The sequence below is a fragment of the Achromobacter sp. genome (assembly GCF_057314935.1).
Map to the genome: position 1 here is coordinate 57623 of NZ_DBHKZA010000008.1, position 21617 is coordinate 79239.

Consider the following 21617-nt stretch of genomic DNA (forward strand, 5'->3'; position numbering starts at 1 on the left):
CTGGAACCGGGGGACCGGCCAAGGCGCCCGGTACGCCGCCTGGGACAGGCGGGGCACGGCGGATCACAAGGCAGGTCGCAAGGGTCTGGGTGACGGCACGCGAGCGGGCGCGCAAAGTGCGCGGCCGCAACGTGCCGGCGGCGAAGGCGGACAGACGCGGACAGACGCCGCCATCAGGCGGCAGTGCGGCGCCGACTCAGTTCGCGGGCGGTGCGCGCGGCTGGGCCGCGCTCCAGGCATGAAGGGGATTGGCCGCCAGGAAGAACAGCGGCGGGTAGGTGATGGCGCGGCCAACGGGGGCGGGCACCACGGGCACGGGGGCGGGCAGGATGCCCACGTCGGCCTGAGGGTTGCGGCAAAGCGGGCAATGGTGGCCGTCGCCATGGGCGTCGGCCTGCGTGTCGTCGCTGCCGTCGTGCTGCACTTCCAGCGTCAGGGTGGACGGCGCTTCGCCTTCGCTGGCGCAGTAGTCGACGCTGATGCGGTGGGCGTGGTGGCCGCCTGAGGACAGGCTCAAGGCATGGGCAAGCGACGGCGCCAACGACGCCCACAGGATCGCGGCAAGCGCGATCCACAAGGTGGGGCGGGTCAGGAAGGAAGCGAAGCACATGGAGCCGGATTATATCGGAGCAGATCGGTGGTCCGCACGCGATATCCCGGCCCGCCTGCGGCATTTCGCCGCAGGCTCAGACCGACAGGTGCCGCCGCACGTCCTCGCCGTCGATGGCGCTGCGGTCGCCGCTTGCCACCACTTCACCGCGTGACAGGACGACGAACTGGTCCGCCAGTTCGCGGGCGAAATCGAAGTATTGCTCGCACAGCAGGATGGCGATGTCGCCCCGTTGGCGCAGCATGTGGATCACCCGGGCGATGTCCTTGATGATGGACGGCTGGATGCCTTCGGTGGGTTCGTCCAGGATGATGAGCTTGGGTTCGGCCACCAGCGCCCGCGCGATCGCCAGCTGTTGCTGCTGCCCGCCAGACAGGTCGCCGCCGCGGCGCGACAGCATGCTTTTCAGCACGGGGAAGAGCTCGAATACTTCGTCCTTGATGCGGCGCGCCCGTGACGCCGGCTGGGTCGCCATGCCCATCAGGATGTTCTCTTCCACGGTCAGCCGGGCGAAGATGTCGCGGCCTTGCGGCACATAGGCGATGCCGCGCGCGGCGCGCTGGTGCGGCGCCAGGCGGGTGATGTCTGCGCCGTCGAACATGATGTTGCCGCTGGCGACCGGCAGCACGCCCATCACGCATTTCAGCAGCGTGGTCTTGCCCACGCCATTGCGGCCCAGCAACGCCAGGCATTCGCCTTGGGCGACCGACAGCGATACGCCGCGCAGCGTATGGCTGCCGCCGTAGTATTGGTTGATCGTGCTTACGTCCAGCATCTCAGCGCCCCAGATAGACTTCGATCACGCGCGGGTCGGCCTGCACCTTGCTCATCGGCCCTTCGGCCAGGACCGAGCCTTCATGCAGCACCGTCACTTTGCCGTCGCCCGCGATCTGGTTGACGAAATCCATATCGTGTTCGACCACCATCAGCGAATGCCGTCCGCGCAATTCGTTCAGCAGTTCGCCCGTGCGTTCGGTCTCGGCGTCGGTCATGCCCGCCACGGGCTCGTCCAGCAGCAGCAACTGGGGTTCCTGCATCAGCAGCATGCCGATCTCCAGCCACTGCTTCTGGCCATGCGACAGCAGGCCGGCGGGCCGCCACACCTCGGGCCGCAGCCGGATCAGGTCCAGCGTCTCGCCGATCTTGTCGGCCTGTTCGCCGGTCAGGCGCGAGAACAGCGTGGGACGCACGCGCTTGTCGGTCTTCATCGCCAGTTCCAGGTTTTCGAAGACGGTGTGCTGTTCGAACACGGTCGGGCGCTGGAACTTGCGGCCGATGCCGGCGTGCGCGATCTGCGCCTCGTTCAAGGTCGCAAGGTCGATGCTCTGGCCGAAGAAGGCGGTGCCCGCCGTGGGCCGGGTCTTGCCGGTGATGACGTCCATCATCGTGGTCTTGCCCGCGCCGTTGGGGCCGATGATGCAGCGCAGCTCGCCCACGCCGATATCCAGCGTCAGGTCGTTCAGCGCCTTGAAGCCGTCGAAGCTGACGGTGATGCCCTCCAGATACAGGATGGCGCCGTGGCTGGTGTCCAGGCCTTTGGGGCTGACGCGGCCGTAGCCGGCGTCGCCACTGGGGCCGCCGTCCAGCATGGCGGATTCGGTGTGCGTGCTGGTCATGCCTTGTTCTCCTGGAAGCGGGCCGCCACGCGGCGGGCCAGGCCGACGATGCCGGTGGGCAGGAACAGCGTCACCAGCACGAAGATCAGGCCCAGCGCATATAGCCAGTATTCGGGCAGCACGCTGGTGAACCAGGTCTTCAAGCCATTGACCGCGCCCGCGCCGATGATGGGGCCGATCAAGGTGCCGCGCCCGCCGGTGGCCACCCAGATCACCATTTCGATGGAGGTCTCGGTGGACATCTCGCTGGGGTTGATGATGCCTACCTGCGGCACGTACAAGGCGCCCGCGATGCCGCACAGCACGGCCGACAAGGTCCATACGAAAAGCTTGAATCCCAGCGGGTCGTAGCCGATGAACCGCAGCCGGCTCTCGGCGTCGCGCACGGCGGTCAGCACGCGGCCCAGTTTCGATTGCGTGACCATGCGCGCCACGATCAACGCGCCGGCCAGCGCCGCCAGCGTGATCCAGTACAGGGCGGCGCGCGTGCCCGGCGCCGTGATGTCGAAGCCCAGGATGCGCTTGAAGTCGGTAAAGCCGTTGTTGCCGCCGAAGCCCGTGTCGTTACGGAAGAACAGCAGCATGGCGGCGAACGTCAGCGCCTGCGTGATGATCGAGAAGTACACGCCCTTGATGCGCGAGCGGAAGGCGAAGTAGCCGAAGACGAACGCCAGCACGCCCGGCACCAGCACGACCAGCAGCATGGCGTACCAGAAGTGCTCGGTGAAGGACCAGTACCAGGGGTAGCTTTTCCAGTCCAGGAACACCATGAAGTCGGGCAGGTTGCTCTGGTAGACGCCGTCGCGGCCGATCGCGCGCATCAGGTACATGCCGTGCGCGTAGCCGCCCAGCGCGAAGAACAGGCCGTGGCCCAGCGACAGGATGCCGGCGTAGCCCCACACCAGGTCCAGTGCCAGCGCGGCCATCGCGTAGCACATGAACTTGCCCAGCAGCGCCACGGCATAGGCCGACACGTGCAGCGCATGGCCCGGCGGGAACGCGAGGTTCAAGAGGGGCAGCAGCGCAAGCAGGGCGATGGCCACGGCCAGCGTCGTCCAGACACGGCCCGAGAACAGGGGGCGCCGGGCCAGCAGGTTCAGATCGGTCAGGGCGGTCTGTTTCATTCAACGCTCCGGCCGCGGGGGGCGAACAGGCCTTGCGGCCGTTTTTGGACAAACAGCACGATGAGCACCAGGATGGTGATCTTGGCCATGACGGCGCCCGCGTAGGGCTCCAGGAATTTGTTGACGCCGCCCAGGCCCATCGCGGCGATGACGGTGCCGGCCAACTGGCCCACGCCGCCCAGCACCACCACCATGAAGGAATCGACGATGTAGCCGCGGCCCAGGTCGGGGCCCACATTGCCCAGCTGCGACAGGGCCACGCCCGCCAATCCCGCGATGCCCGACCCCAGCCCGAAGGCCAGCATGTCCACGCGTCCGGTGGGCACGCCCACGCAGTCGGCCATGCGCCGGTTCTGCGTGATGGCCCGCACGAAAAGACCCAGCCGCGTGTGGTTCAACAGCACCCACACCAGGAACACGACGAAGAACGCGAAGCCGATGATCACCAGCCGGTTGTAGGTCAGCACCAGGCCGCCCAGCACCGTGATACCGCCCGACATCCAGCTGGGGTTGCCGACTTCCACGTTCTGCGCGCCGAACAGCGTGCGCACGCCCTGCATCAACATCAGGCTGATGCCCCAGGTGGCCAGCAGCGTTTCCAGCGGGCGGCCATACAGCCAGCGGATGACGGTGCGTTCCAGCGCCATGCCGACCAGCGCCGTCACGACGAAGGCCAGCGGCAGCGCCGCCACCACATACCAGTCCAGCCAGCCCGGAAGCCAGGCGCGGAACAGCGTCTGCACCACATACGTCACGTAGGCGCCGATCATCAGCAGTTCGCCGTGCGCCATGTTGATGACGCCCATCAGGCCGAAGGTGATGGCCAGCCCCAACGCGGCCAGCAGCAGCACGCTGCCCAGGCTGATGCCGTAGAAAAGATTGCCCGCCCATTCGATGGTGGCCAGGTGACGGTCGATTTGCTTCAATGCATTGGCGGCCGCCTCGCGCACGCCGGCATCGGGTTCGGCGTATACGCCGCCTTGTTCCTGCGTCAGCGCGGCAAGCGTGGGGCGGAAGGCAGCGTTGCGGGTGGCGCCCAGCAAATCCACGGCATGGCGCCGCTTGGCCGGGTCGGTGCTCTTCAATTCCAGATTGGCCTGCGCGATCAGCAGCGCGTCGCGGACAGCCTCGTTCTTTTCGGACGCCAGCGCCTTTTCCAGCATGGGCAGGCGGGCGGGGTCGCCGGTCTGCTGCAGGCGTCGGGCGGCGTCCAGGCGTTCATTGGGCTTGTCGGAAAACAGGCGGGAGCCCGCCAGCGCGGCCTCGATGGCGCGGCGCAGGCGGTTGTTGATGGTGACGGTACTGGCGCCAGCGGGCAGGTCGACGGCCGCGCCGGTCGCGGGATCGGTGGCGCGCGTGCCGCCCGCGCCGATCAGCACGCGGCCGTCGCCCGTCGCATACAGCTGGTCGTTGCCCAGGGCCTGCAGGACCGCTGCCGCGCCGGGCTCGGGCAGCTGGCCCAACGCGGCAATCGCCTGCAGCTTGGCGTCGGTGTCGTCGCCGGTCAGCGGCGCAAGCAGGGCGGGATCCACGCCGGCCGCGGCCGCGGGAGCGGCCAGCAGCGGCATGGCTAGCAGCCATGCAAGAAGGGATCGACGCAAGAAGCGTGTGATTGCCGCGATGAGCATGGCTGCTATTTCCCTTAGAGGCCTTGCTTGCTTTCGTTGCCCGGGATGTACGGGCTCCAGGGTTGGGCGCGGATCGGGCCCTTGCTCTTCCACACCACGTTGAACTGGCCGTCCGCCTTGATCTCGCCGATGTAGACCGGCTTGTGCAGGTGGTGGTTGGTCTTGTCCATTTCGATGGTATAGCCGTCAGGCGCGTTGAACTTCTGGCCGCCCATGGCCGCGATCACCTTGTCCACGTCGGTGGTCTTGGCCTGTTCGACGGCCTGCTTCCACATGTGGATTCCGACGTAGGTGGCTTCCATCGGATCGTTGGTCACGACCGTGCTGGAATTGGGCAGGTTCTTGGCCTTTGCGTAGGCCTTCCACTTCTTGATGAACTCCTCATTGACCGGGTTCTTGACCGATTCGAAGTAGTTCCAGGCGGCCAGGTGGCCGACCAGCGGCTTGGTGTCCACGCCGCGCAGCTCTTCTTCGCCGACCGAGAACGCCACGACCGGCACGTCGGTGGCCTTCAGGCCGGCATTGCCCAGTTCCTTGTAGAAGGGCACGTTCGAATCGCCGTTGATGGTTGAGATGACGGCCGTCTTGCCGCCCGTGGCGAACTTCTTGATGTTGGCCACGATGGTCTGATAGTCGGAATGGCCGAAGGGGGTGTAGACCTCGTCGATGTCGCTGTCCTTGACGCCCTTGGAATGCAGGAAGGCGCGCAGGATCTTGTTGGTGGTGCGCGGGTAGACGTAGTCGGTGCCCAGCAGCACGAAGCGCTTGGCGCCGCCGCCGTCTTCGCTCATCAGGTATTCCACGGCGGGAATCGCTTGCTGGTTGGGCGCGGCGCCCGTGTAGAACACGTTCTTCTCCAGCTCTTCGCCTTCGTACTGCACGGGATAGAACAGCAGCCCGTTCAATTCCTTGAACACCGGCAGCACCGACTTGCGCGACACCGAGGTCCAGCAACCGAAAACGACCGCCACCTTGTCCTGCGACAGCAGTTGGCGCGATTTCTCGGCGAACAGCGGCCAGTTCGACGCGGGGTCCACCACCACGGCTTCCAGCTTCTTGCCCATCACGCCGCCCGCGGCATTGATTTCGTCGATGGTCATCAGCGCAACGTCCTTGAGCGACGTCTCCGAGATGGCCATCGTGCCCGACAGCGAATGCAGGATGCCGACCTTGATGGTGTCTTCGGCGGCGAATACCTGCGGCATCCACCCGGACATGGCCAACAGGCTCAAGGCGGTCAGTTGCTTTACGGCTAGTCTGCGATTCATGGTGACTCCTGGATGGAATGTGCCGGCCTGGCCGGCAGGAACGATATGAACAACACCCGACAACCTGGACTTCAAAGCAAAAGGCGTGCCAAGTGCGCAGGCAATGTCATGCCGCTGTATGAAGCGGGGGTGTTTACGCGAATGCGCGGGGCGGCCGCGTGGCGGGCGCGCCCGGATCAAAACAGTGCTGCATGCACAAAACAGGTGCGGCGTTTGCCCGCTTGCGGTGCGCGCGAGCGCGCGCCGACGGGGCCGGCAAACCGCGTTCGGCCTTTTATCGCAGGGGGGCTCAGAGGGGAAACATAAAAGCCGGCCAACATGGCACGGCGATTGCTTGGGAATCCGTACTTGTATACAAGAAAGGATTCCAGCATGAATGCCGCAGCATCGCAGAAGCACCCCGTTGGTTGGACGATTGCGCAATGGCAGGCCGCCTATCGCGAAGGCGGGGCGCAGCCCGAAACGCTGCTGTCGGAATACGCCGCCACGCCCGATGGCCCGGCGGACAACGCCTGGATACGGCGGGTGGACCGCGCCACGCTTGAAGAGCAACTGGACGGGCTGCGGCTGATGCTGGCGGCGGCCGGCGGCGACATAGCGCGACTGCCGCTGTATGGCGTGCCGTTCGCCATCAAGGACAACATCGATGCGGCCGGCTGGCCCACCACCGCGGCATGCCCCGAGTTCGCATATACGCCGGGCGAGGACGCGACCGTGGTGCACCGCCTGCGCGCCGCCGGCGCCATCCTGGTGGGCAAGACCAATCTGGACCAGTTCGCGACCGGACTGGTTGGCACGCGGTCGCCGCACGGCCCCGTGGCCAACACCTTCAACCCCGAATACGTCAGCGGCGGCTCCAGCTCCGGGTCGGCGTCCGTGGTGGCGCGCGGCCTGGCGGCGTTCTCGCTGGGGACGGACACCGCGGGCTCGGGCCGCGTGCCGGCGGGGTTCAACAACATCGTCGGCTTGAAGCCCACCAAGGGCTGGTTCAGCACCGCGGGCGTGGTGCCCGCCTGCCGCACGCTGGATTGCGTGTCGATCTTTGCGCTGACCGTGGCCGACGCCGCGCTGGTGGCGGAAGTGGCCGGCGGCTTTGACGAGCGCGACCCGTATTCGCGGGCGATGCCGGCCGGCGCGTCGCTGCCGTGGCCCACGGCGCCCCGCATCGCGATCCCCGCCACGCTGGAATTCTTTGGCGACACGCAGGCCGCCGCCGTCTTCGACGATGCCGTGCGCGCGTTGCAGGCGGCCGGCGCGGAAGTGACCGCCATCGACTTCGCGCCGTTCAACGAGCTGGCCGCGCTGCTGTATCAAGGCCCGTGGGTGGCCGAGCGTTTTGCCGCCGTGCAAGCGTTGTGGCAAGAATCGCCGGAGGCCATCAACCCCGTGGTGCGCGGCATCGTGGAGCAGGCGGCGAACTACAGCGCGCTGGATGCCTTCAAGGCCGAGTACCGCCGCGCTGAACTGACGCGCCAGATTCATCAAACGCTGGCGGGATTCGACGCGCTGGTCGTGCCGACGTCTCCGTCCATCTACACGATCGCCCAACTGGAGGCGGATCCGGTCACCCTGAATTCGCGGCTGGGCGTCTACACCAACTTCGCCAATCTGGCCGACCTGTCGGCGTTGGCAGTGCCGGCGGGCATGCGCGCCGACGGTTTGCCGTCCGGCATCACGCTGATCGGCCTGGCCTGGCAGGACCGGGCCCTGGCGCAGTTCGGCAAGCTTTGGCAAGCGCAGCGCGGCCTGCCGCTGGGCGCCACCGGCCTGCCGCTGCCTGCCGGCGTCGCCGCCAGCCAGGCGCCTGCGGACACATTGCGCGTGGCCGTGGTGGGGGCGCATCTGACGGGCATGCCGCTGAACCACCAGCTGACGTCGCGCCACGCGGTATTGGCCGAGAAGACCCGCACGGCCGCGGACTACCGGCTGTACGCCCTGGCCAACACCACGCCGCCCAAGCCTGGGCTCGTCAAGTCCGAATCCGGCGCGCCCATCGAGGTCGAGCTGTGGGATGTGCCGGTGACGGCATTCGGCGCGTTCGTCGCCGAAATCCCCGCGCCGCTGGGCATCGGCACGCTGGAGCTGGAAGACGGCCGCCTGGTCAAGGGATTCATCTGCGAACCGCGCGGCCTGGCGGGTGCGCGGGACATCACCGCCTTTGGCGGCTGGCGCGCCTACGTGGCCAGCCTGAACGCCACCCCCCGATAACCGCCAGACCCCAAGGGAGTCGCATCGTGTTCGATACCGTTCTGATTGCCAACCGCGGCGAGATCGCCGTCCGCGCCATCCGCACCCTGAAGCGGCTGGGCATCCGCAGCGTGGCGGTTTATTCCGACCCCGACCGCAACGCCGCGCACGTGCGCGAAGCCGATGTGGCCGTTGCGCTGGGCGGCGAGAAGGCCGCCGACAGCTATCTGCGCATGGACCTGCTGCTGGCGGCTGCCCGCGAGCATGGCGCGCAGGCCATCTATCCCGGATACGGGTTCCTGTCTGAAAGCGCGGAGTTCGCCGACGCATGCGAAGCCGCGGGCATCGCCTTCGTCGGCCCCACGCCGTTGCAGATCCGCGAGTTCGGCCTGAAGCACCGGTCGCGCGAACTGGCGGCGCAAGCGGGCGTGCCGATGACGCCCGGCACGGGCCTGTTGGCCAGCCTGGGCGAAGCGTTGACGCAAGCCGAGCGCATCGGCTATCCGGTGATGCTCAAGAGCACCGCGGGCGGCGGCGGCATCGGCCTGTCGCGCTGCGAGAACGAAGCCGAACTGACGGTGGCGTTCGACAGCGTGCAACGCATGGGCGAACACTTCTTCCGCGACGGCGGCGCATTCATCGAACGCTATGTGGACAACGCGCGGCATGTGGAAGTGCAGATCTTCGGCGATGGCGCCGGAGGCGTGCTGGCACTGGGCGAGCGCGACTGCTCGGTGCAGCGGCGCAACCAGAAAGTCATCGAGGAAACGCCGGCGCCGTTGCTGCCCGCGGCCACCCGCAAGGCGCTGCTGGCGGCGGCCGTACAGCTGGGCGAATCCGTGAACTACCGGTCGGCCGGCACGGTGGAATTCATCTACGACCCGGCGCGTGACAGTTTTTATTTTCTGGAGGTCAACACGCGGCTGCAGGTGGAGCACCCGGTGACGGAAGCCGTGACGGGCCTGGACCTGGTGGAATGCATGCTGCGCGTGGCTGCGGGCGAAGCGCTGGACATCGCCGCCATGTCGCGCGCGCCGCAAGGCGCGTCGATTGAGGTGCGGCTGTACGCCGAAGACCCGCTGCGCCAGTTCCAGCCGTCGCCCGGGGTGCTGACCGAGGTGTCGTTCCCCGATGACGTGCGGGTGGATGGCTGGGTCACGACCGGCACCGAGGTGCCGGCCTTCTATGACCCCATGCTGGCCAAGCTGATCGTGCATGCGCAGACGCGCGAGGCCGCGCTGGACAAGCTGGCGGACGCGCTGGCCCGCACGCGGCTGCACGGCATCGCCACCAACCTGGACTACCTGCGCCAGATCGTGGCGGACGAACGTTTCCGCGCGGGCAAGCTGTCCACGCGCTTTCTGGAAAGCTTTGCCTACCGGCCGGCCGCCATCGAAGTGCTGGAGGCCGGCACTTACACCAGTGTGCAGGACTATCCGGGCCGCGTCGGCTATTGGGACATCGGCGTGCCGCCGTCCGGCCCGATGGACGACTACGCGTTCCGCGTGGCCAACCGCATTGTCGGCAACGCGCCGGACGCGGCGGGCATCGAGGCCACGCTGGTCGGCCCCACGCTGCGTTTCCATGGCGACGCCATTGTGGCCCTGACGGGCGCCGAGTGCGCCGCCACGCTGGACGGCGAGCCGGTGCCGATGTGGCAGCCCATCGCCGTGCGCTCGGGCCAGGTGCTGGCCACCGGCCGCGCGCTGTCAGGGTGCCGCAGCTATCTGGCCGTGCGCAACGGCCTGGACGTGCCTGTCTACCTGGGCAGCCGCTCGACCTTCGCGCTGGGCCAGTTCGGCGGACATGCCGGGCGCACGCTGCGCGTGGGCGACATGCTGCCGGTGGTGCGGCCGGAGCTGGGTGGCGGGCAGGCGCCCGCGGCCGCGCCGCAGGCCGCGCCGGCCGACATGATCCCCGTCTACGGCAACACGTGGCAGATCGGCGTGCTGTACGGTCCGCATGGCGCGCCGGACTTCTTCCAGCCCGAGGCCATCGAGGCCTTCTTCGCCGCCGATTGGGAAGTGCACTACAACTCCAACCGGCTGGGCGTGCGACTGATCGGCCCCAAGCCCACCTGGGCCCGTGAGAACGGCGGCGAGGCCGGCCTGCATCCGTCCAACATCCACGATTGCGAATACGCCATCGGCAGCATCAATTTCACGGGCGACAGCCCCGTCATCCTGACGCGCGACGGCCCCAGCCTGGGCGGCTTCGTCTGCCCCGTCACGATTGCGCGGGCCGAGCTCTGGAAGGTGGGGCAGGTCAAGCCGGGCGACCGCATCCGCTTCGTCCGCATCGACTACCCGCAGGCCGTGGCGCTGGAAGCGGCGCAGGACCAGAGCGTGACCGCGTTGTCGGCGGCGGCGCCTGCCGCGACCGAGCCGTCGCCGGTTCCCGCGACGGTATCCGAGACCATCGTCGCGGCGCTGCCGGCGGCCGGCTCCCGCCCCTCGGTGTCGTACCGCCAGGCGGGCGACGGCTACCTGCTGCTGGAGTATGGCGACAACGTGCTGGACCTGGCGCTGCGCATGCGCATCCACCTGCTGATGGAAGCGCTGAACGCCGGCCCGATCGCAGGCGTGCTGGAACTGTCGCCCGGCGTGCGGTCGCTGCAGATCCGCTATGACAGCCGGCTGATCCTGCAGGGCGCGCTGATCGCGCGGCTGCTGGAAATCGAGGAAGGCCTGGCTGATGTGGCCACGCTGAAAGTCCCCACGCGCGTGGTCTACCTGCCGATGGCTTTCGAGGACTCGGCCACCCTGGGCGCCGTGCAGCGCTATCAGGAAACCGTGCGCGCCAACGCGCCATGGCTGCCGAACAATGTGGACTTCATCCAGCGGATCAACGGACTGGCCAGCCGCGATGACGTCCGCGACATCGTGTTCGACGCCAGCTATCTGATCATGGGTCTGGGCGACGTGTATCTGGGCGCGCCCTGCGCCGTGCCGATCGATCCGCGCCACCGCTTGCTGACGTCCAAGTACAACCCCGCCCGCACCTTCACGGCCGAGGGCACGGTGGGCATCGGCGGCGTGTACATGTGCATCTACGGCATGGATTCGCCCGGCGGCTATCAATTGGTGGGCCGCACCCTGCCCATCTGGAACAAGTTCCTGAAGAATCCCGTGTTCCAGGACGGCAAGCCCTGGCTGTTGCGCTTTTTCGATCAGGTGCGCTTCTATCCGGTGACGGAGGCCGAACTGGATGTGCTGCGCGAGGATTTCCGCGAAGGGCGGGCCACCGTCCGCATCGAGGAGGAAGTGTTCGACTTCGCCGCGCACCAGCGCTTCCTGGACGAGCAGGCCGATAGCATCGCCGTGTTCCAGACGCGCCAGAAGAGCGCCTTCGACGCCGAAGTGGCGTTGTGGAAAACCGAGGAGGCGGTGGTGGAGCACGCCCTCGCCGAACCCGAGGCCGAAACGGCGCTGCGCGACGGCGAACGGCTGGTCAGCGCCGACATGTGCGGCAACATCTGGAAGATCCCCGTCCAGGTGGGCCAGAGCGTATCCGCCGGCGATACGCTGGTCGTCGTCGAGGCGATGAAGATGGAGCTTTCCGTCATCGCCCCGGCCGCGGGCACCGTCACGGCCATCCGCTGCGTGCCGGGCAAGCCCGTGAACGCGGGCGATCCGCTGATCGTGCTGGCGGAAGACGCCACCTGCACCGTGGCCGGATGATGCGCCTGGAATCCGTACAGGTCAGCCCGGCCATCCGGCAGGCGCCTGCGCTGGCCGGGTCGCTGGCCGACCAGGTCTACCAGCGCATCAAGGATGACCTGTTCGACTTCCGCATGATGCCGGGCGAACGCTTCACCGAAGCCGATCTGGTGGCGCGGCTGGGCGTCAGCCGCACGCCGGTGCGGCTGGGCCTGGTCCGGCTGGAACGCGAAGGCTTCGTGCTGGCGCGCCCGCGCAGCGGCTGGCAAGTACGGCCGTTCGATTTCGAACGCTTTGAAGCGCTATATGACGTGCGCGTGGTGCTGGAGCAGGCGGCGGTCGACAAGCTGTGCGCGCGGGAAAACATGGACGACGCCGGCATCCTGGGCGCGTTGACCGACGTGTGGCTGGTGCCGCCTGCGCAGCGCATCCTGGATGGCAGGCTGGTGGCGCAGCTGGACGAGGCGTTCCATTGTTCGCTGGTGGCGGCCGCCGGCAACCCGGAGATGGCGCAGATCCACCGCGACGTCACCGAGAAGATCCGCATCGTGCGGCGGCTGGACTTCACGAAGGATTTCCGCGTGGACGCCACCTACGACGAACACGCTGCGATCCTGCGCGCCGTGTTGGCGCGCCGCGCGGACGAGGCCACGCGCATGTTGCGTTCGCATATTGAAATGAGCAAGGCCGAAGTGCGCAAGATCACGCTGCACATGCTGCATGCGGCCCGCGAAAACGGGGCGGGGGGATGACCCATCACCCCTGCAACTGCTTATAGACCTCTTGTGATACGCGTTGCAGTTCATCCCGGCTGACGGCGCCCGATAGCGCGTACCCGAACTGCCCTTCCACCCAATAGAACACCCGCACCGGGCCTTCCTGCGTGAATTGGAAGGCGGTCTGGCCGCCTGCGGCTTCGCGGGTCACGTAGAGCGTCAGGCGCTGGCCGTCTGCCGCGCCATACATGAACAGGGCCACGGGCCCGGCGCCGCCCGGCAACAGCCGGCCGCCCACCAGTTCATAACCTGCTTGCGTCAGCGACGGTGCACGCATCGGCGCACCCATGCGTTTGGTCAGCCATGTCACCAGGCCTTTCTCGTTTTCGGCACTGACTTCCACGGGGCGCCCCATGTCGGGCGCATAGACCGCGTGCGCGATGGCGGCGCGCTGGGCGTAGCCGCCGGCGGCGCGTTCCGGGCTGGCGGTGGCCAGCACGGTCTGCAGGTGGCGCGCATCCATCGCGCCCCGGGTGATCCAGGCCGCGCTGGCGCTGACGGCGGCGATCGCCACGCTGGCGGCCAGGGCGCGCCACGGGACATGGCGCGCGGGCGCTTTCAGCGGCAGCCGCAACGGCAGGGGTTCGTCCAGGACCGGGTCCAGCAGGGCATGCAGGGCGCGGCGTTGCGCCTGCCAGTCGTCGACCCGGGTCTGGTCCTGCGGATGGGCCGCCAGGAAGGCGTCGACTTCGGCGCGGCGGGCAGGGGGCAACTGGCCGTCCGCATAGGCATGCAGATCGGCTTCGGTAATGGGGGTGCCCGTGCCGGGGACGGGATGAAGGTGTTTGTCGTTCATGTCATTTCACGCGATGCAGCCGGCTGACGGTGTCGCGCCCTTGCATCAGCGCACCCAGTTTTTCACGGGCGCGCGACAGCCGGGACATGACCGTGCCGATGGGCACGTCCAGTACCTGGGCGGTTTCCTGATAGGACAGGTCTTCCACGCAAATCAGCAACAGCACTTCCCGCTGTTCGGCCGGCAGGGCTTGCAGGCAGCGGTCCAGGTCGCGCACCTCCAGGTGGTCGGTCTGCGTGGCGCGCACCGGGGCGTCGGGCATGTCGCCCGGGGCGGTCTGGTCCGCCCGCCGGTTGTTGGCGCGCACGCCGTCGATGAAATGGTTATGCATGATGCCGAACATCCAGGCGCGGAGTTCTCCGCGCCGTTGCCATCGCGAATAGCGGCTCCATGCGCGCTCGAGCGTGTCCTGGACCAGGTCGTCAGCCCGGTGGAGGTCGCCCGTCAGCCCGCGGGCGTAGCGCCGCAGGCTGGGAATGCAAGCCAGGATCAGGGCTTCGTCTTCGGCGCGCATGGTCTCGGGGACAACGGGGCGGGGCAGGCCGGATCAGGGCTTGATGACGTGCCAGACGTCCTTGAAGTTGTCGCCGGTCTTGTCGCCCGGCTTGGCGTCCTTGGCGTACAGGTAGATGGGCTTGCCCTTGTGGGCCCATTGCTTGGAGCCGTCGTCACGGGTGATGACGGTCAGGTCGCCCATGGGCTTGGCATCGGCGGCAGCGGTGACGGGGGGCCAGATCTTGGCGCACTGGTCGTTGCAGGCGCTTTTGCCTCCGGCGTCCTTGTCGAAGGTGTAGAGCGTCATGCCCGCGCTATTGACCAGGATGCCGTCCTGGGTCTTGACGGCCTGGGCGTGGGCGCCGGCCGAGAACAGGGCGGCGGAACCGAGAACCAGGGCGGCGGCGATGTGATTGCGCATGTTGTGCCTCGTAGATAGGAAAGTGGGGGACTGCCCTCTACAGACGCCGGCCGGTGCGGTGTTATTCCGCCCTGGCCAAAAGAATTTGCAAAGGTCAGCCGGCCGGCCGTACCGCGCCGGGTTCGTAACGCATTTCAAATTCCAGCGGGGTCTCCTCGATGGGGGTGAAGCCCAGCGACTCGTAAAGGCGTTGGGCGGGGTTGCCTTTCAACACGCTCAGGGTGACGGGCGCGCCTTCCGCGTCCGCCTGGTCCAGCACGCCTTGCAGCAGGCGGCGGCCCAGCCCCCGGCCCTGGAAAGCCGGATCGATCTGGATCTGCACGATGCGCCAGCCCGCCGGATCGCGGTAATGCTTGAACAAGCCGGCGGGCCGGCCGTCCAGCCAGACGATCTGCGCGTCGTCGAAGTGGTAACGGATGCGGGCCAGATGGTGTTCATCATCCAGCGGCGCGCCAGCGCGCTGCAGATGCGCCTGCATGGTGGACTTGCGCAGCGTCAGCAAGAAGGGCAGATCGTCGTCGGTGGCGGGCTGCAACGCCAGGGAGTGGGTCGGGGTCATGGGAATGGAAGGAAGGGGGCCGGGGTAGCGTGCGGCCGGATTGCCGGCCTGATGGATGAGGTTATAGAGCGGTTGGACGGCGGACGCCAGGGGGCGGCCCGCCGGATGGGCACAGGCGTGCCGCGGAAACGGGCGCCTGCCACCCGTCTCGCGCCCTCACCGCATCAATGTGGCCAGATTTCCCGCATCGAAATGCCGCAAATTGGGAAACACCATCCCCAGCTCGTCGCGGCCGGCGCCGAACCAGGCGCCCAGCGAGGCCCCCAACTGGTCCACCGCCAGTGTGGGCAGCAGCCGCCCGTTGTCGACGAACCCGGGGCCATCCAAGGCGATCTCGGGGTGGGTGCCGTAGGTGCGGCCGCCGTTGACCGCGCCGCCCAGCACCAGATGATGCGAGCCCCAGCCGTGGTCCGAGCCGTTGCCGTTGGATCCCAGCGTGCGTCCGAATTCGGACGCCGTGAACGTCGTCACCTGGTCCGCCACGCCCAGCGACGACAGCGCCGCCTGGAATACGGCCAACGATTGCCCCAGTTCCCGCAACAGCGCGGGATGGGTGTCGTTCAGGCCCGTGTGGTTGTCATAGCCGTTCTGGGACACGAAGAACACCTGGCGCCGCGCGCCCAATGCCTGACGCGCGCCGATGATGCGTGCCACGATCTTCAATTGCTGCGCCAGCGGCGAATTGAAATCTCCCGGCACGGCCACGTCGGCCAGCGCGGCGCGCAGCTGCGTGTCGGCGTTGATGGACTGCGCGGCGATGCGCGACAACTCGCGTTCCATCAAGTGTTCACGCGGTTGCGTGATCAGCTGGCGCAGCAAGGCGGTGCAGGCGCTGGAGCCGTACATGTCGCGGTATAGCAGCTCGATCGGGGTGGACCCGTTGATGCCCACCCGATAGCCCGCGACTTTGCGCCCGGCCAGCAGCACCGTGCTGCCGCCTGCGGTGATGCCGGTAAACGTGCGCTGCGCATTGGCGCCCGCGAAGAGATCGGTCAAGCGGCCGCCCCAGCCCGACGCCGCCCCTTCCGGCGCAAGCGCCTGCCAATACGACTGCTGGTCGTTATGGGAAAACAGCTTGGGCGGCAGCGGCACGCGGGCGCTGATGTAGTCGGCCTTCGAGGTCGGCACGACCAGCGGCCCGACGTTCAGCAGCGCCGCCATCTGGCCGTTCTCGTACAGCGGCGCCAGTGGCCCCAGCGCGGGCGCCAGCGCGAACTGCGCGCCGGCGGCGGCAGGAACCTTGCCGCGCAAGGCCGTGGCGCGCAAGGCGTCGCGGGGCAGCGCGATGTCGCCGCGGGCGGCGGCATAGGCGCGGTAGGCGGCGTCGTCGAAGGGCACCAGCGTGTTGTAGGGGTCATTGCCGCCGTACAGGAACACGCAGACCAGCGCCTTGTACGAGGGCGGGGCGGATTGGGCGGCGGCGGCGCCCAGCGCCGCCAGGTTCAGGGCCAGCGGCGCAGCGGCGCCCGTCGCGCCCAGCGCGCAGGCCCGCAGGAGAAAGGCGCGACGGTCGGCATCGTGGGATCGCGTCATTTCTGCACCAGGTATTCAGGGGTGGCCGCCACCAGCAGGATGGCGGCGCGCACGCGGTCGCGCGGTCGGCTGGCGGGCAGGGTGGCGACGGCGTCGGCGATGGCGCCGGCTGTTTGCGCGCTGAACGCGTCGCCGGCCAACAACAGCGCCACGCGCGCCACCAGCGCCTGCGGGTCGTGCGCCAGCGCGACTTCCGGCGCATAGGTCGTCTGCAGGTCTTCCCAGCCCCGGTCGGCGTAAATGGCCAGAAAGTTCAGATAGCCGGCGATGCTGGTCTCGTCGGTGATCTGCAGCTCCGGCGCTACCAGATGCCGCCTGGCCAGTTCCGTGACGGGCGGCGTGTAGCGGGGGCGGAAGAAGTTGAATACGGTGGCGGACCGCATCGGGCTTTGCGCCAGCCGGATCGTGTTGTCCGTCGTGTCGGGCATGGCCCAGGCGCCGTTGGTGGAGGTGGCGCCAAAGGCCCGCGCCCAGCCTGAGAAGCGCAGGATGGGTTCGCGCACCTTGCCCCAGCCCGGATCGCCCAGGTCGGGATTGCGCGCTTCGGGGTCCAGCAGGATCGCGCGCACGACTGCCTTGAGGTTGCCGCGCCGGCCTTGCCCGTCGTCGCCGAATACCGCCGACACGCGGCCGACGTAGGCAGGGCTGGGATTGCTGGTCACCAGCCGCTGGATCAGTTGCATGCCGATGAAGGGGCCCACGTTCGGATGCGCGCAGATGACGTCCATGGCGCGCTTGAGCGACAGGCGCCCGTCCGTGCCCGGCGGAATCACGGCGCCCAGGAAACGCTTTTCGGCCATCGAGTGCAGCGCGTTGTTCAACGCCATCGGACGCCGGTGGAATTCCACGTCGGTCTCCGGCCCGTTGATGTCCCATCCCGTGAACACCTTGGCCAGCCCCTGCACGTCGGCGTTCGTATACGTTTCGACCGGGGCGCCGTCCACTTTCCTGACGGTGCCGTCCGGGGCCAGTTCCAGCAGGCCGATGCTGAACAGCTGCATGACCTCGCGCGCATAGTTCTCGTCGGGGTGGCGGCCGGTCTTGGGGTCTTCCTTGCGGTTGCCGCGATAGGTCAGCATGCAGCCCATCGACAGGTTCTGGGTGACGGCGGTCAGCAGGTCCTGGTAATTGCCCAGGGCGTGCTCGGCCAGCAGGTCCATGAAACCCGCCGCCCCGAACAGCGGCCATGACGCGGTGATGGATTGCACCCCCACGACGAAGATCTCGGACAGCGCGAACGCCACGCGCGTGCGCACCTGGTCTTCCGCGCTGATGAACTTGCGCCACAGCGTGGATTCCAGCGGGGCGTTGATGCCGTTGCCCTTGAAGGCCTCGGTGTTCTTCCTCTGTTGCAGCAGCCAGTCGAAATGGGTCTGCGAAGGCGGCATCGCCAACTGCGCGTCCAGCCACGCGGCATAGCCGTCGCGCACCACGGCGTCGATCTGGGACGGCGTGGGCCCGAAGGTGGCTTGCGCCAGAAAGCGCGACGCCTGGCCTGGGGTGACGGTCATCGCAAGCCTCTCGTCGAATGCGAAAACCTACGGTACTAAAAGCGCCGGGCGGCGTTCAATACCGTCATTCGGACGAGAGGCTTAATCCAAAAGCATGAGGCTCAGACCGAGCGCGTGATGCCGCCGTCGATGCGGATGTTCTGGCCGGTGATGTAGGACGACGCGTCGGACGCCAGGAACGCGATCAGGTCGGCCACTTCTTCGGCGGTGCCGTAGCGGCCCATCGGGATGCGCGCGCGGCGGTCGTCCTTTTCCGGCAGGCTGTCAATGAAACCCGGCAACACGTTGTTCATCCGCACATTGTGTTCGGCGTACTCGTCCGAGAACACTTTGGTGAAAGCGGCCAGCCCCGCGCGGAACACGCCGGAGGTCGGGAACAGCGCTTCGGGTTCGAAGGTGGCGTAGGTCGAGATGTTGACGATGGCGCCCGATTTCTGCTGCTTCATCACCGGTGCGACCAGGCGCGTGATGCGCACCACGTTCAGCAGGTAGAACTCCATGCCCAGGTGCCAGTCGTCATCGCTGATCTCCAGCAACGGGCCTTTCGGGCCATGCCCGGCGCTGTTGACCACGGCGTCCACGCGGCCCCATTTCTGCAGGGTGGTTTCCACCAGGCGGGCCAGGTCTTCAGGAGAGCGGTTGGAGCCGGTGACGCCCAGTCCGCCCAGTTCCTGCGCCAGGGTTTCGCCTTTGCCGGACGAAGACAAGATGGCCACGCGGTATCCGTCGGCCGCCAGCTTGCGCGCCGCCGCCGCGCCCATGCCGCTGCCGCCCGCCGTCACGATTGCTACTTTTTCCGTGCTCATGCCTGCTCCTTTTCCGTGTTGTCGAGGAAGCGGCCATTGTAGGGGGGCGGATCGCGGCGCGGGCAGGTTCCCGCGTTGGCGGCAGGGGCGCCGCGATGGCGCCCGCGCTCCTGATGGAAACGGGCTCCGCAACCTTGGCGAACCAAGGCTGCGGAGCCCGTGCAGGCAACCGTCAGGGCGGCGTGCCGCCCCGGGCAGGTCAGTCGACCAGCTTCAGCGTGCCCTTCATCAGCGCGAAGTGGCCGGGGAAGGAGCAGAAGTAGGTGTAGTCGGTGCCGGCGGCAAGCTTGCTGACGTCAAACGTGACGGAATCCGTCTGGCCGCCGCCGATGACCTTGGTGTGGGCGATGACGCGGGCGTCGTCTTTCTTGACGTAGTCGTTGTCCAGGCCGGCGGCCATGCCGTCGTTCACCGCGCCTTGCATGTCGGCCGTGGTGGTCAGGACCCAGTTGTGGCCCATGACGTTCCTGGCCAGCGTGCCGGGGTGCTTCAGGTTCACGGTGAACTGCTTGCAGCTCTTGCTGACCGTGATCTCTTTCTTGTCGAACTGCATCTGGTCATTGCCGGCGATATCGACCGAGCATTCGGCGGCCAGGACCGGCGCGGACGCGACAGCGAGGACCGCCGCGACGCAGAGTTTCTTGAGCATCATATTCATGCCTCCAATGTTTCGAGGGGAGCGGAATTTCCGGCCAGCGCAATGTGCCGCGGACCGGCGACACCACATTCTCGCCCCACTGTACGCCATAACGCGCGGCGCCACCTGCAAGGGGTTTGACCGAACGCAAGGGGGCTGGCATTGGCTTGCGCCGGCGGCCCCGGAAACGTCACAGTTTCGGGCTGACGCGCCAGATCACATTGCCGACATCGTCAGCCACCAGCAGGTCGCCCTGGCTGTCGACGGCCACGCCTACGGGCCGGCCCTGCGCCTGCCCGCTTTCGTTCAAGAAGCCCGTCAGCACGTCGCGCGCTTCGCCCGCGGGCGCATTGCCGGAGAAGGGCACGAAGATCACTTTGTAGCCGCTGCGAGGGTCGCGATTCCACGAGCCGTGCTGGCCCACGAACATGCCACCCGCGTAGGGGGCGGGCAGCCGGGTGTTGCCCGACCAGGCCAGGCCCAGCGACGCGGTGTGCGGGCCCAGTGCATAGTCGGGCACGATGGCGCGCGCCACCAGCTCCGGCCGCGGCGGCGTGACGCGGGTGTCCACGTGCTGCCCGAAATAGCTGTACGGCCAGCCATAGAAGCCGCCGTCGCGCACCGAGGTCATGTAGTCGGGCACCAGGTCGCTGCCTAGCTCGTCGCGTTCGTTCACGGCAGTCCACAAGGTCTTGCCGTCGGGCGCCCAGGCCATGCCGACCGGGTTGCGCAGGCCCGTGGCGTACAGGCGCTTGCTGCCGCTGGCCACGTCGATTTCCCAGATGGCGGCGCGGCCTTCCTCGATCTCCATGCCGTTTTCCGCGACGTTGCTGTTCGATCCGACAGAGACGTACAGCTTGCGCCCGTCAGGGCTGGCGATCAGGTTCTTGGTCCAGTGGTGATTGATGCCGGCGGGCAGGTCGGTGACTTTCACGCCCGGGGCCGTGATCTGCGTTTGGCCGGTTTCGTACGGAAAGCGCAGAACGGCGTCGGCATTGGCCACATACAGCTGGTTGCCGATCAGCGCCATGCCGAAGGGCGAGTTCAGGCCCTGCAGCAGCACGCTGCGCGTTTGCGCAACGCCGTCGTGGTCGGCATCGCGCAACAAGGTGATGCGGTTGGCGCTGGCGGTCCGGGCGCCGGCGCGCTTCATGACGAGGCCCGCGGCCCAGTCCTTCAACCCGCCGGAGGCTGCTTCCGGCTTGGGCGGCGCGTTGGTCTCGGCGACCAGCACGTCGCCGTTGGGCAGGACGTACAGCCAGCGGGGATGGTCCAGGCCACTGGCAAAGGCGTTGACGGCCAGGCCGGCCGCTGCCACGGGTTGCGCGCCCGCGATCCAGCCGACGGCTTTGGCCGTGTTGACGGTGGGGATCAGGGTGGTGTTGGGTGGGGGCAGTGCCGGCGTCGGACCCATACCGGCTTCGACGGGCAGGGTGGCGACTTCGCCGCAGGCGCTTAGCGCGGCCAGGGCCAGGCTGGCCGCCGCCAGGATACGCAGGACAGGCATGATGCGACTCCAGGGCTATCTGTGCGTTCCATCATACTCACACGGCCCGCCCGCCGTACGTCCGGGTCAGTCGTCGAAGCGGCTGCGCGTGACCGCGCCCGATTGCGGGTCCACATACAGCTTCACGCGCTGGCCTTGCGGGTCATACGCCTTGACCTCGTAGCCGTGCTTGCTGGAGCGTTCGATCTCGGAGATATTGCGGTAGCCGGCAGCTTCCATCTTGTCGTACACCTGCCGGATCGTCAGCATCGGGGCGGCCGGGTTGGCGGCGGCGGCGGCGGCGGGGGCGGCCGGCGCAGCGGCCTGCGCATGGACCGCGGTGCCCGCGACCAGGGACGAAGCGCCGATAGCCAGGGCGGCCAAGGTTTTCTGAATACGCGTCATGATGGGTAGCTCCTAGGGTAAAAGGGGAAAAAGCAGGCCGTTGTGGTGACCTTGTGCCCATTATTCGGGTTGGCGCATGAACCATTTCTGAAGCCGCCGT

General features: G+C 67.6%; 19 protein-coding genes. 3 read left to right on the forward strand and 16 right to left on the reverse strand.

What is annotated here, in order from left to right; translation table 11 throughout:
- Window positions 1-196 precede the first annotated feature (196 nt).
- The 6 genes from ACO6D5_RS04720 to urtA all read right to left on the reverse strand — a co-directional run bounded on the left by ACO6D5_RS04720 (window position 197) and on the right by urtA (window position 6246).
- A complete protein-coding gene (locus tag ACO6D5_RS04720) occupies window positions 197-610 on the reverse strand; it encodes a DUF2946 domain-containing protein (RefSeq protein WP_485824735.1) in 414 nt (137 codons plus the stop codon).
- 76 nt (window positions 611-686) lie between these two features.
- Window positions 687-1385 carry an urea ABC transporter ATP-binding subunit UrtE gene (urtE, locus tag ACO6D5_RS04725; protein WP_485824736.1) on the reverse strand — a complete coding sequence of 233 codons (699 nt, stop codon included), beginning with the start codon at window positions 1383-1385 and terminating at the stop codon, window positions 687-689.
- 1 nt (window position 1386) lies between these two features.
- Window positions 1387-2226 (reverse strand): urea ABC transporter ATP-binding protein UrtD, encoded by an 840-nt coding sequence (gene urtD / locus ACO6D5_RS04730; protein WP_315845137.1) that lies wholly within the window; start codon window positions 2224-2226, stop codon window positions 1387-1389.
- Entirely contained in the window at window positions 2223-3350 is a 1128-nt protein-coding gene (gene urtC / locus ACO6D5_RS04735; RefSeq protein ID WP_485824737.1) for an urea ABC transporter permease subunit UrtC, read from the reverse strand. The genes urtD and urtC overlap by 4 nt, the downstream gene beginning before the upstream one ends.
- Window positions 3347-4978 (reverse strand): urea ABC transporter permease subunit UrtB, encoded by a 1632-nt coding sequence (urtB, locus tag ACO6D5_RS04740; protein ID WP_485824738.1) that lies wholly within the window; start codon window positions 4976-4978, stop codon window positions 3347-3349. Before urtB ends, urtC begins: the two co-directional genes overlap by 4 nt.
- A 14-nt stretch (window positions 4979-4992) precedes the next feature.
- Window positions 4993-6246, reverse strand: a complete 1254-nt coding sequence (urtA, locus tag ACO6D5_RS04745) for an urea ABC transporter substrate-binding protein (protein WP_035212331.1) — start codon at window positions 6244-6246, stop codon at window positions 4993-4995.
- Window positions 6247-6618: 372 nt separating this feature from the next.
- On the opposite strand from urtA, the gene atzF reads away from it, so the two are divergent.
- From atzF to ACO6D5_RS04760, 3 genes are read left to right on the forward strand one after another with little or no spacing between them, the layout of a single operon-like run.
- Complete coding sequence (gene atzF / locus ACO6D5_RS04750; RefSeq protein WP_485824739.1) at window positions 6619-8454, forward strand: allophanate hydrolase; 1836 nt, start codon at window positions 6619-6621, stop codon at window positions 8452-8454.
- Window positions 8455-8480: 26 nt separating this feature from the next.
- Window positions 8481-12113, forward strand: coding sequence for an urea carboxylase (gene uca, locus ACO6D5_RS04755; RefSeq protein WP_485824740.1), 3633 nt, complete (start codon window positions 8481-8483; stop codon window positions 12111-12113).
- Window positions 12110-12844, forward strand: coding sequence for a GntR family transcriptional regulator (locus ACO6D5_RS04760; RefSeq protein WP_315845142.1), 735 nt, complete (start codon window positions 12110-12112; stop codon window positions 12842-12844). The genes uca and ACO6D5_RS04760 overlap by 4 nt, the downstream gene beginning before the upstream one ends.
- A gap of 4 nt (window positions 12845-12848) precedes the next feature.
- On the opposite strand, the gene ACO6D5_RS04765 is transcribed toward ACO6D5_RS04760, so the two are convergent.
- From ACO6D5_RS04765 to ACO6D5_RS04810, 10 genes are all read right to left on the reverse strand, one after another.
- Window positions 12849-13664 carry an anti-sigma factor gene (locus ACO6D5_RS04765; RefSeq protein WP_315845143.1) on the reverse strand — a complete coding sequence of 272 codons (816 nt, stop codon included), beginning with the start codon at window positions 13662-13664 and terminating at the stop codon, window positions 12849-12851.
- Between the two features lies 1 nt (window position 13665).
- Complete coding sequence (locus ACO6D5_RS04770) at window positions 13666-14178, reverse strand: sigma-70 family RNA polymerase sigma factor (protein WP_315845144.1); 513 nt, start codon at window positions 14176-14178, stop codon at window positions 13666-13668.
- 33 nt (window positions 14179-14211) lie between these two features.
- Window positions 14212-14580 carry a hypothetical protein gene (locus tag ACO6D5_RS04775; protein ID WP_315845145.1) on the reverse strand — a complete coding sequence of 123 codons (369 nt, stop codon included), beginning with the start codon at window positions 14578-14580 and terminating at the stop codon, window positions 14212-14214.
- 94 nt (window positions 14581-14674) lie between these two features.
- The gene (locus ACO6D5_RS04780) at window positions 14675-15139 is read right to left on the reverse strand and encodes a GNAT family N-acetyltransferase (protein ID WP_315845146.1); all 465 of its coding nucleotides are present in this window, start codon (window positions 15137-15139) and stop codon (window positions 14675-14677) included.
- Between the two features lie 156 nt (window positions 15140-15295).
- Window positions 15296-16672: a DUF1501 domain-containing protein gene (locus ACO6D5_RS04785; RefSeq protein WP_485824741.1), complete on the reverse strand. Its 1377-nt coding sequence runs from the start codon at window positions 16670-16672 to the stop codon at window positions 15296-15298.
- Window positions 16669-18183 (reverse strand): DUF1800 domain-containing protein, encoded by a 1515-nt coding sequence (locus ACO6D5_RS04790; protein WP_485824742.1) that lies wholly within the window; start codon window positions 18181-18183, stop codon window positions 16669-16671. Before ACO6D5_RS04790 ends, ACO6D5_RS04785 begins: the two co-directional genes overlap by 4 nt.
- Window positions 18184-18284: 101 nt before the next feature.
- Complete coding sequence (locus ACO6D5_RS04795) at window positions 18285-18989, reverse strand: SDR family oxidoreductase (RefSeq protein ID WP_485824743.1); 705 nt, start codon at window positions 18987-18989, stop codon at window positions 18285-18287.
- A 199-nt stretch (window positions 18990-19188) separates the two neighbouring features.
- Window positions 19189-19641, reverse strand: coding sequence for an azurin (azu, locus tag ACO6D5_RS04800; protein WP_485824744.1), 453 nt, complete (start codon window positions 19639-19641; stop codon window positions 19189-19191).
- 175 nt (window positions 19642-19816) lie between these two features.
- Complete coding sequence (locus ACO6D5_RS04805; protein ID WP_485824745.1) at window positions 19817-21133, reverse strand: PQQ-dependent sugar dehydrogenase; 1317 nt, start codon at window positions 21131-21133, stop codon at window positions 19817-19819.
- 66 nt (window positions 21134-21199) lie between these two features.
- Entirely contained in the window at window positions 21200-21517 is a 318-nt protein-coding gene (locus ACO6D5_RS04810) for a PepSY domain-containing protein (protein ID WP_485824746.1), read from the reverse strand.
- Between the last annotated feature and the right edge of the window lie 100 nt (window positions 21518-21617).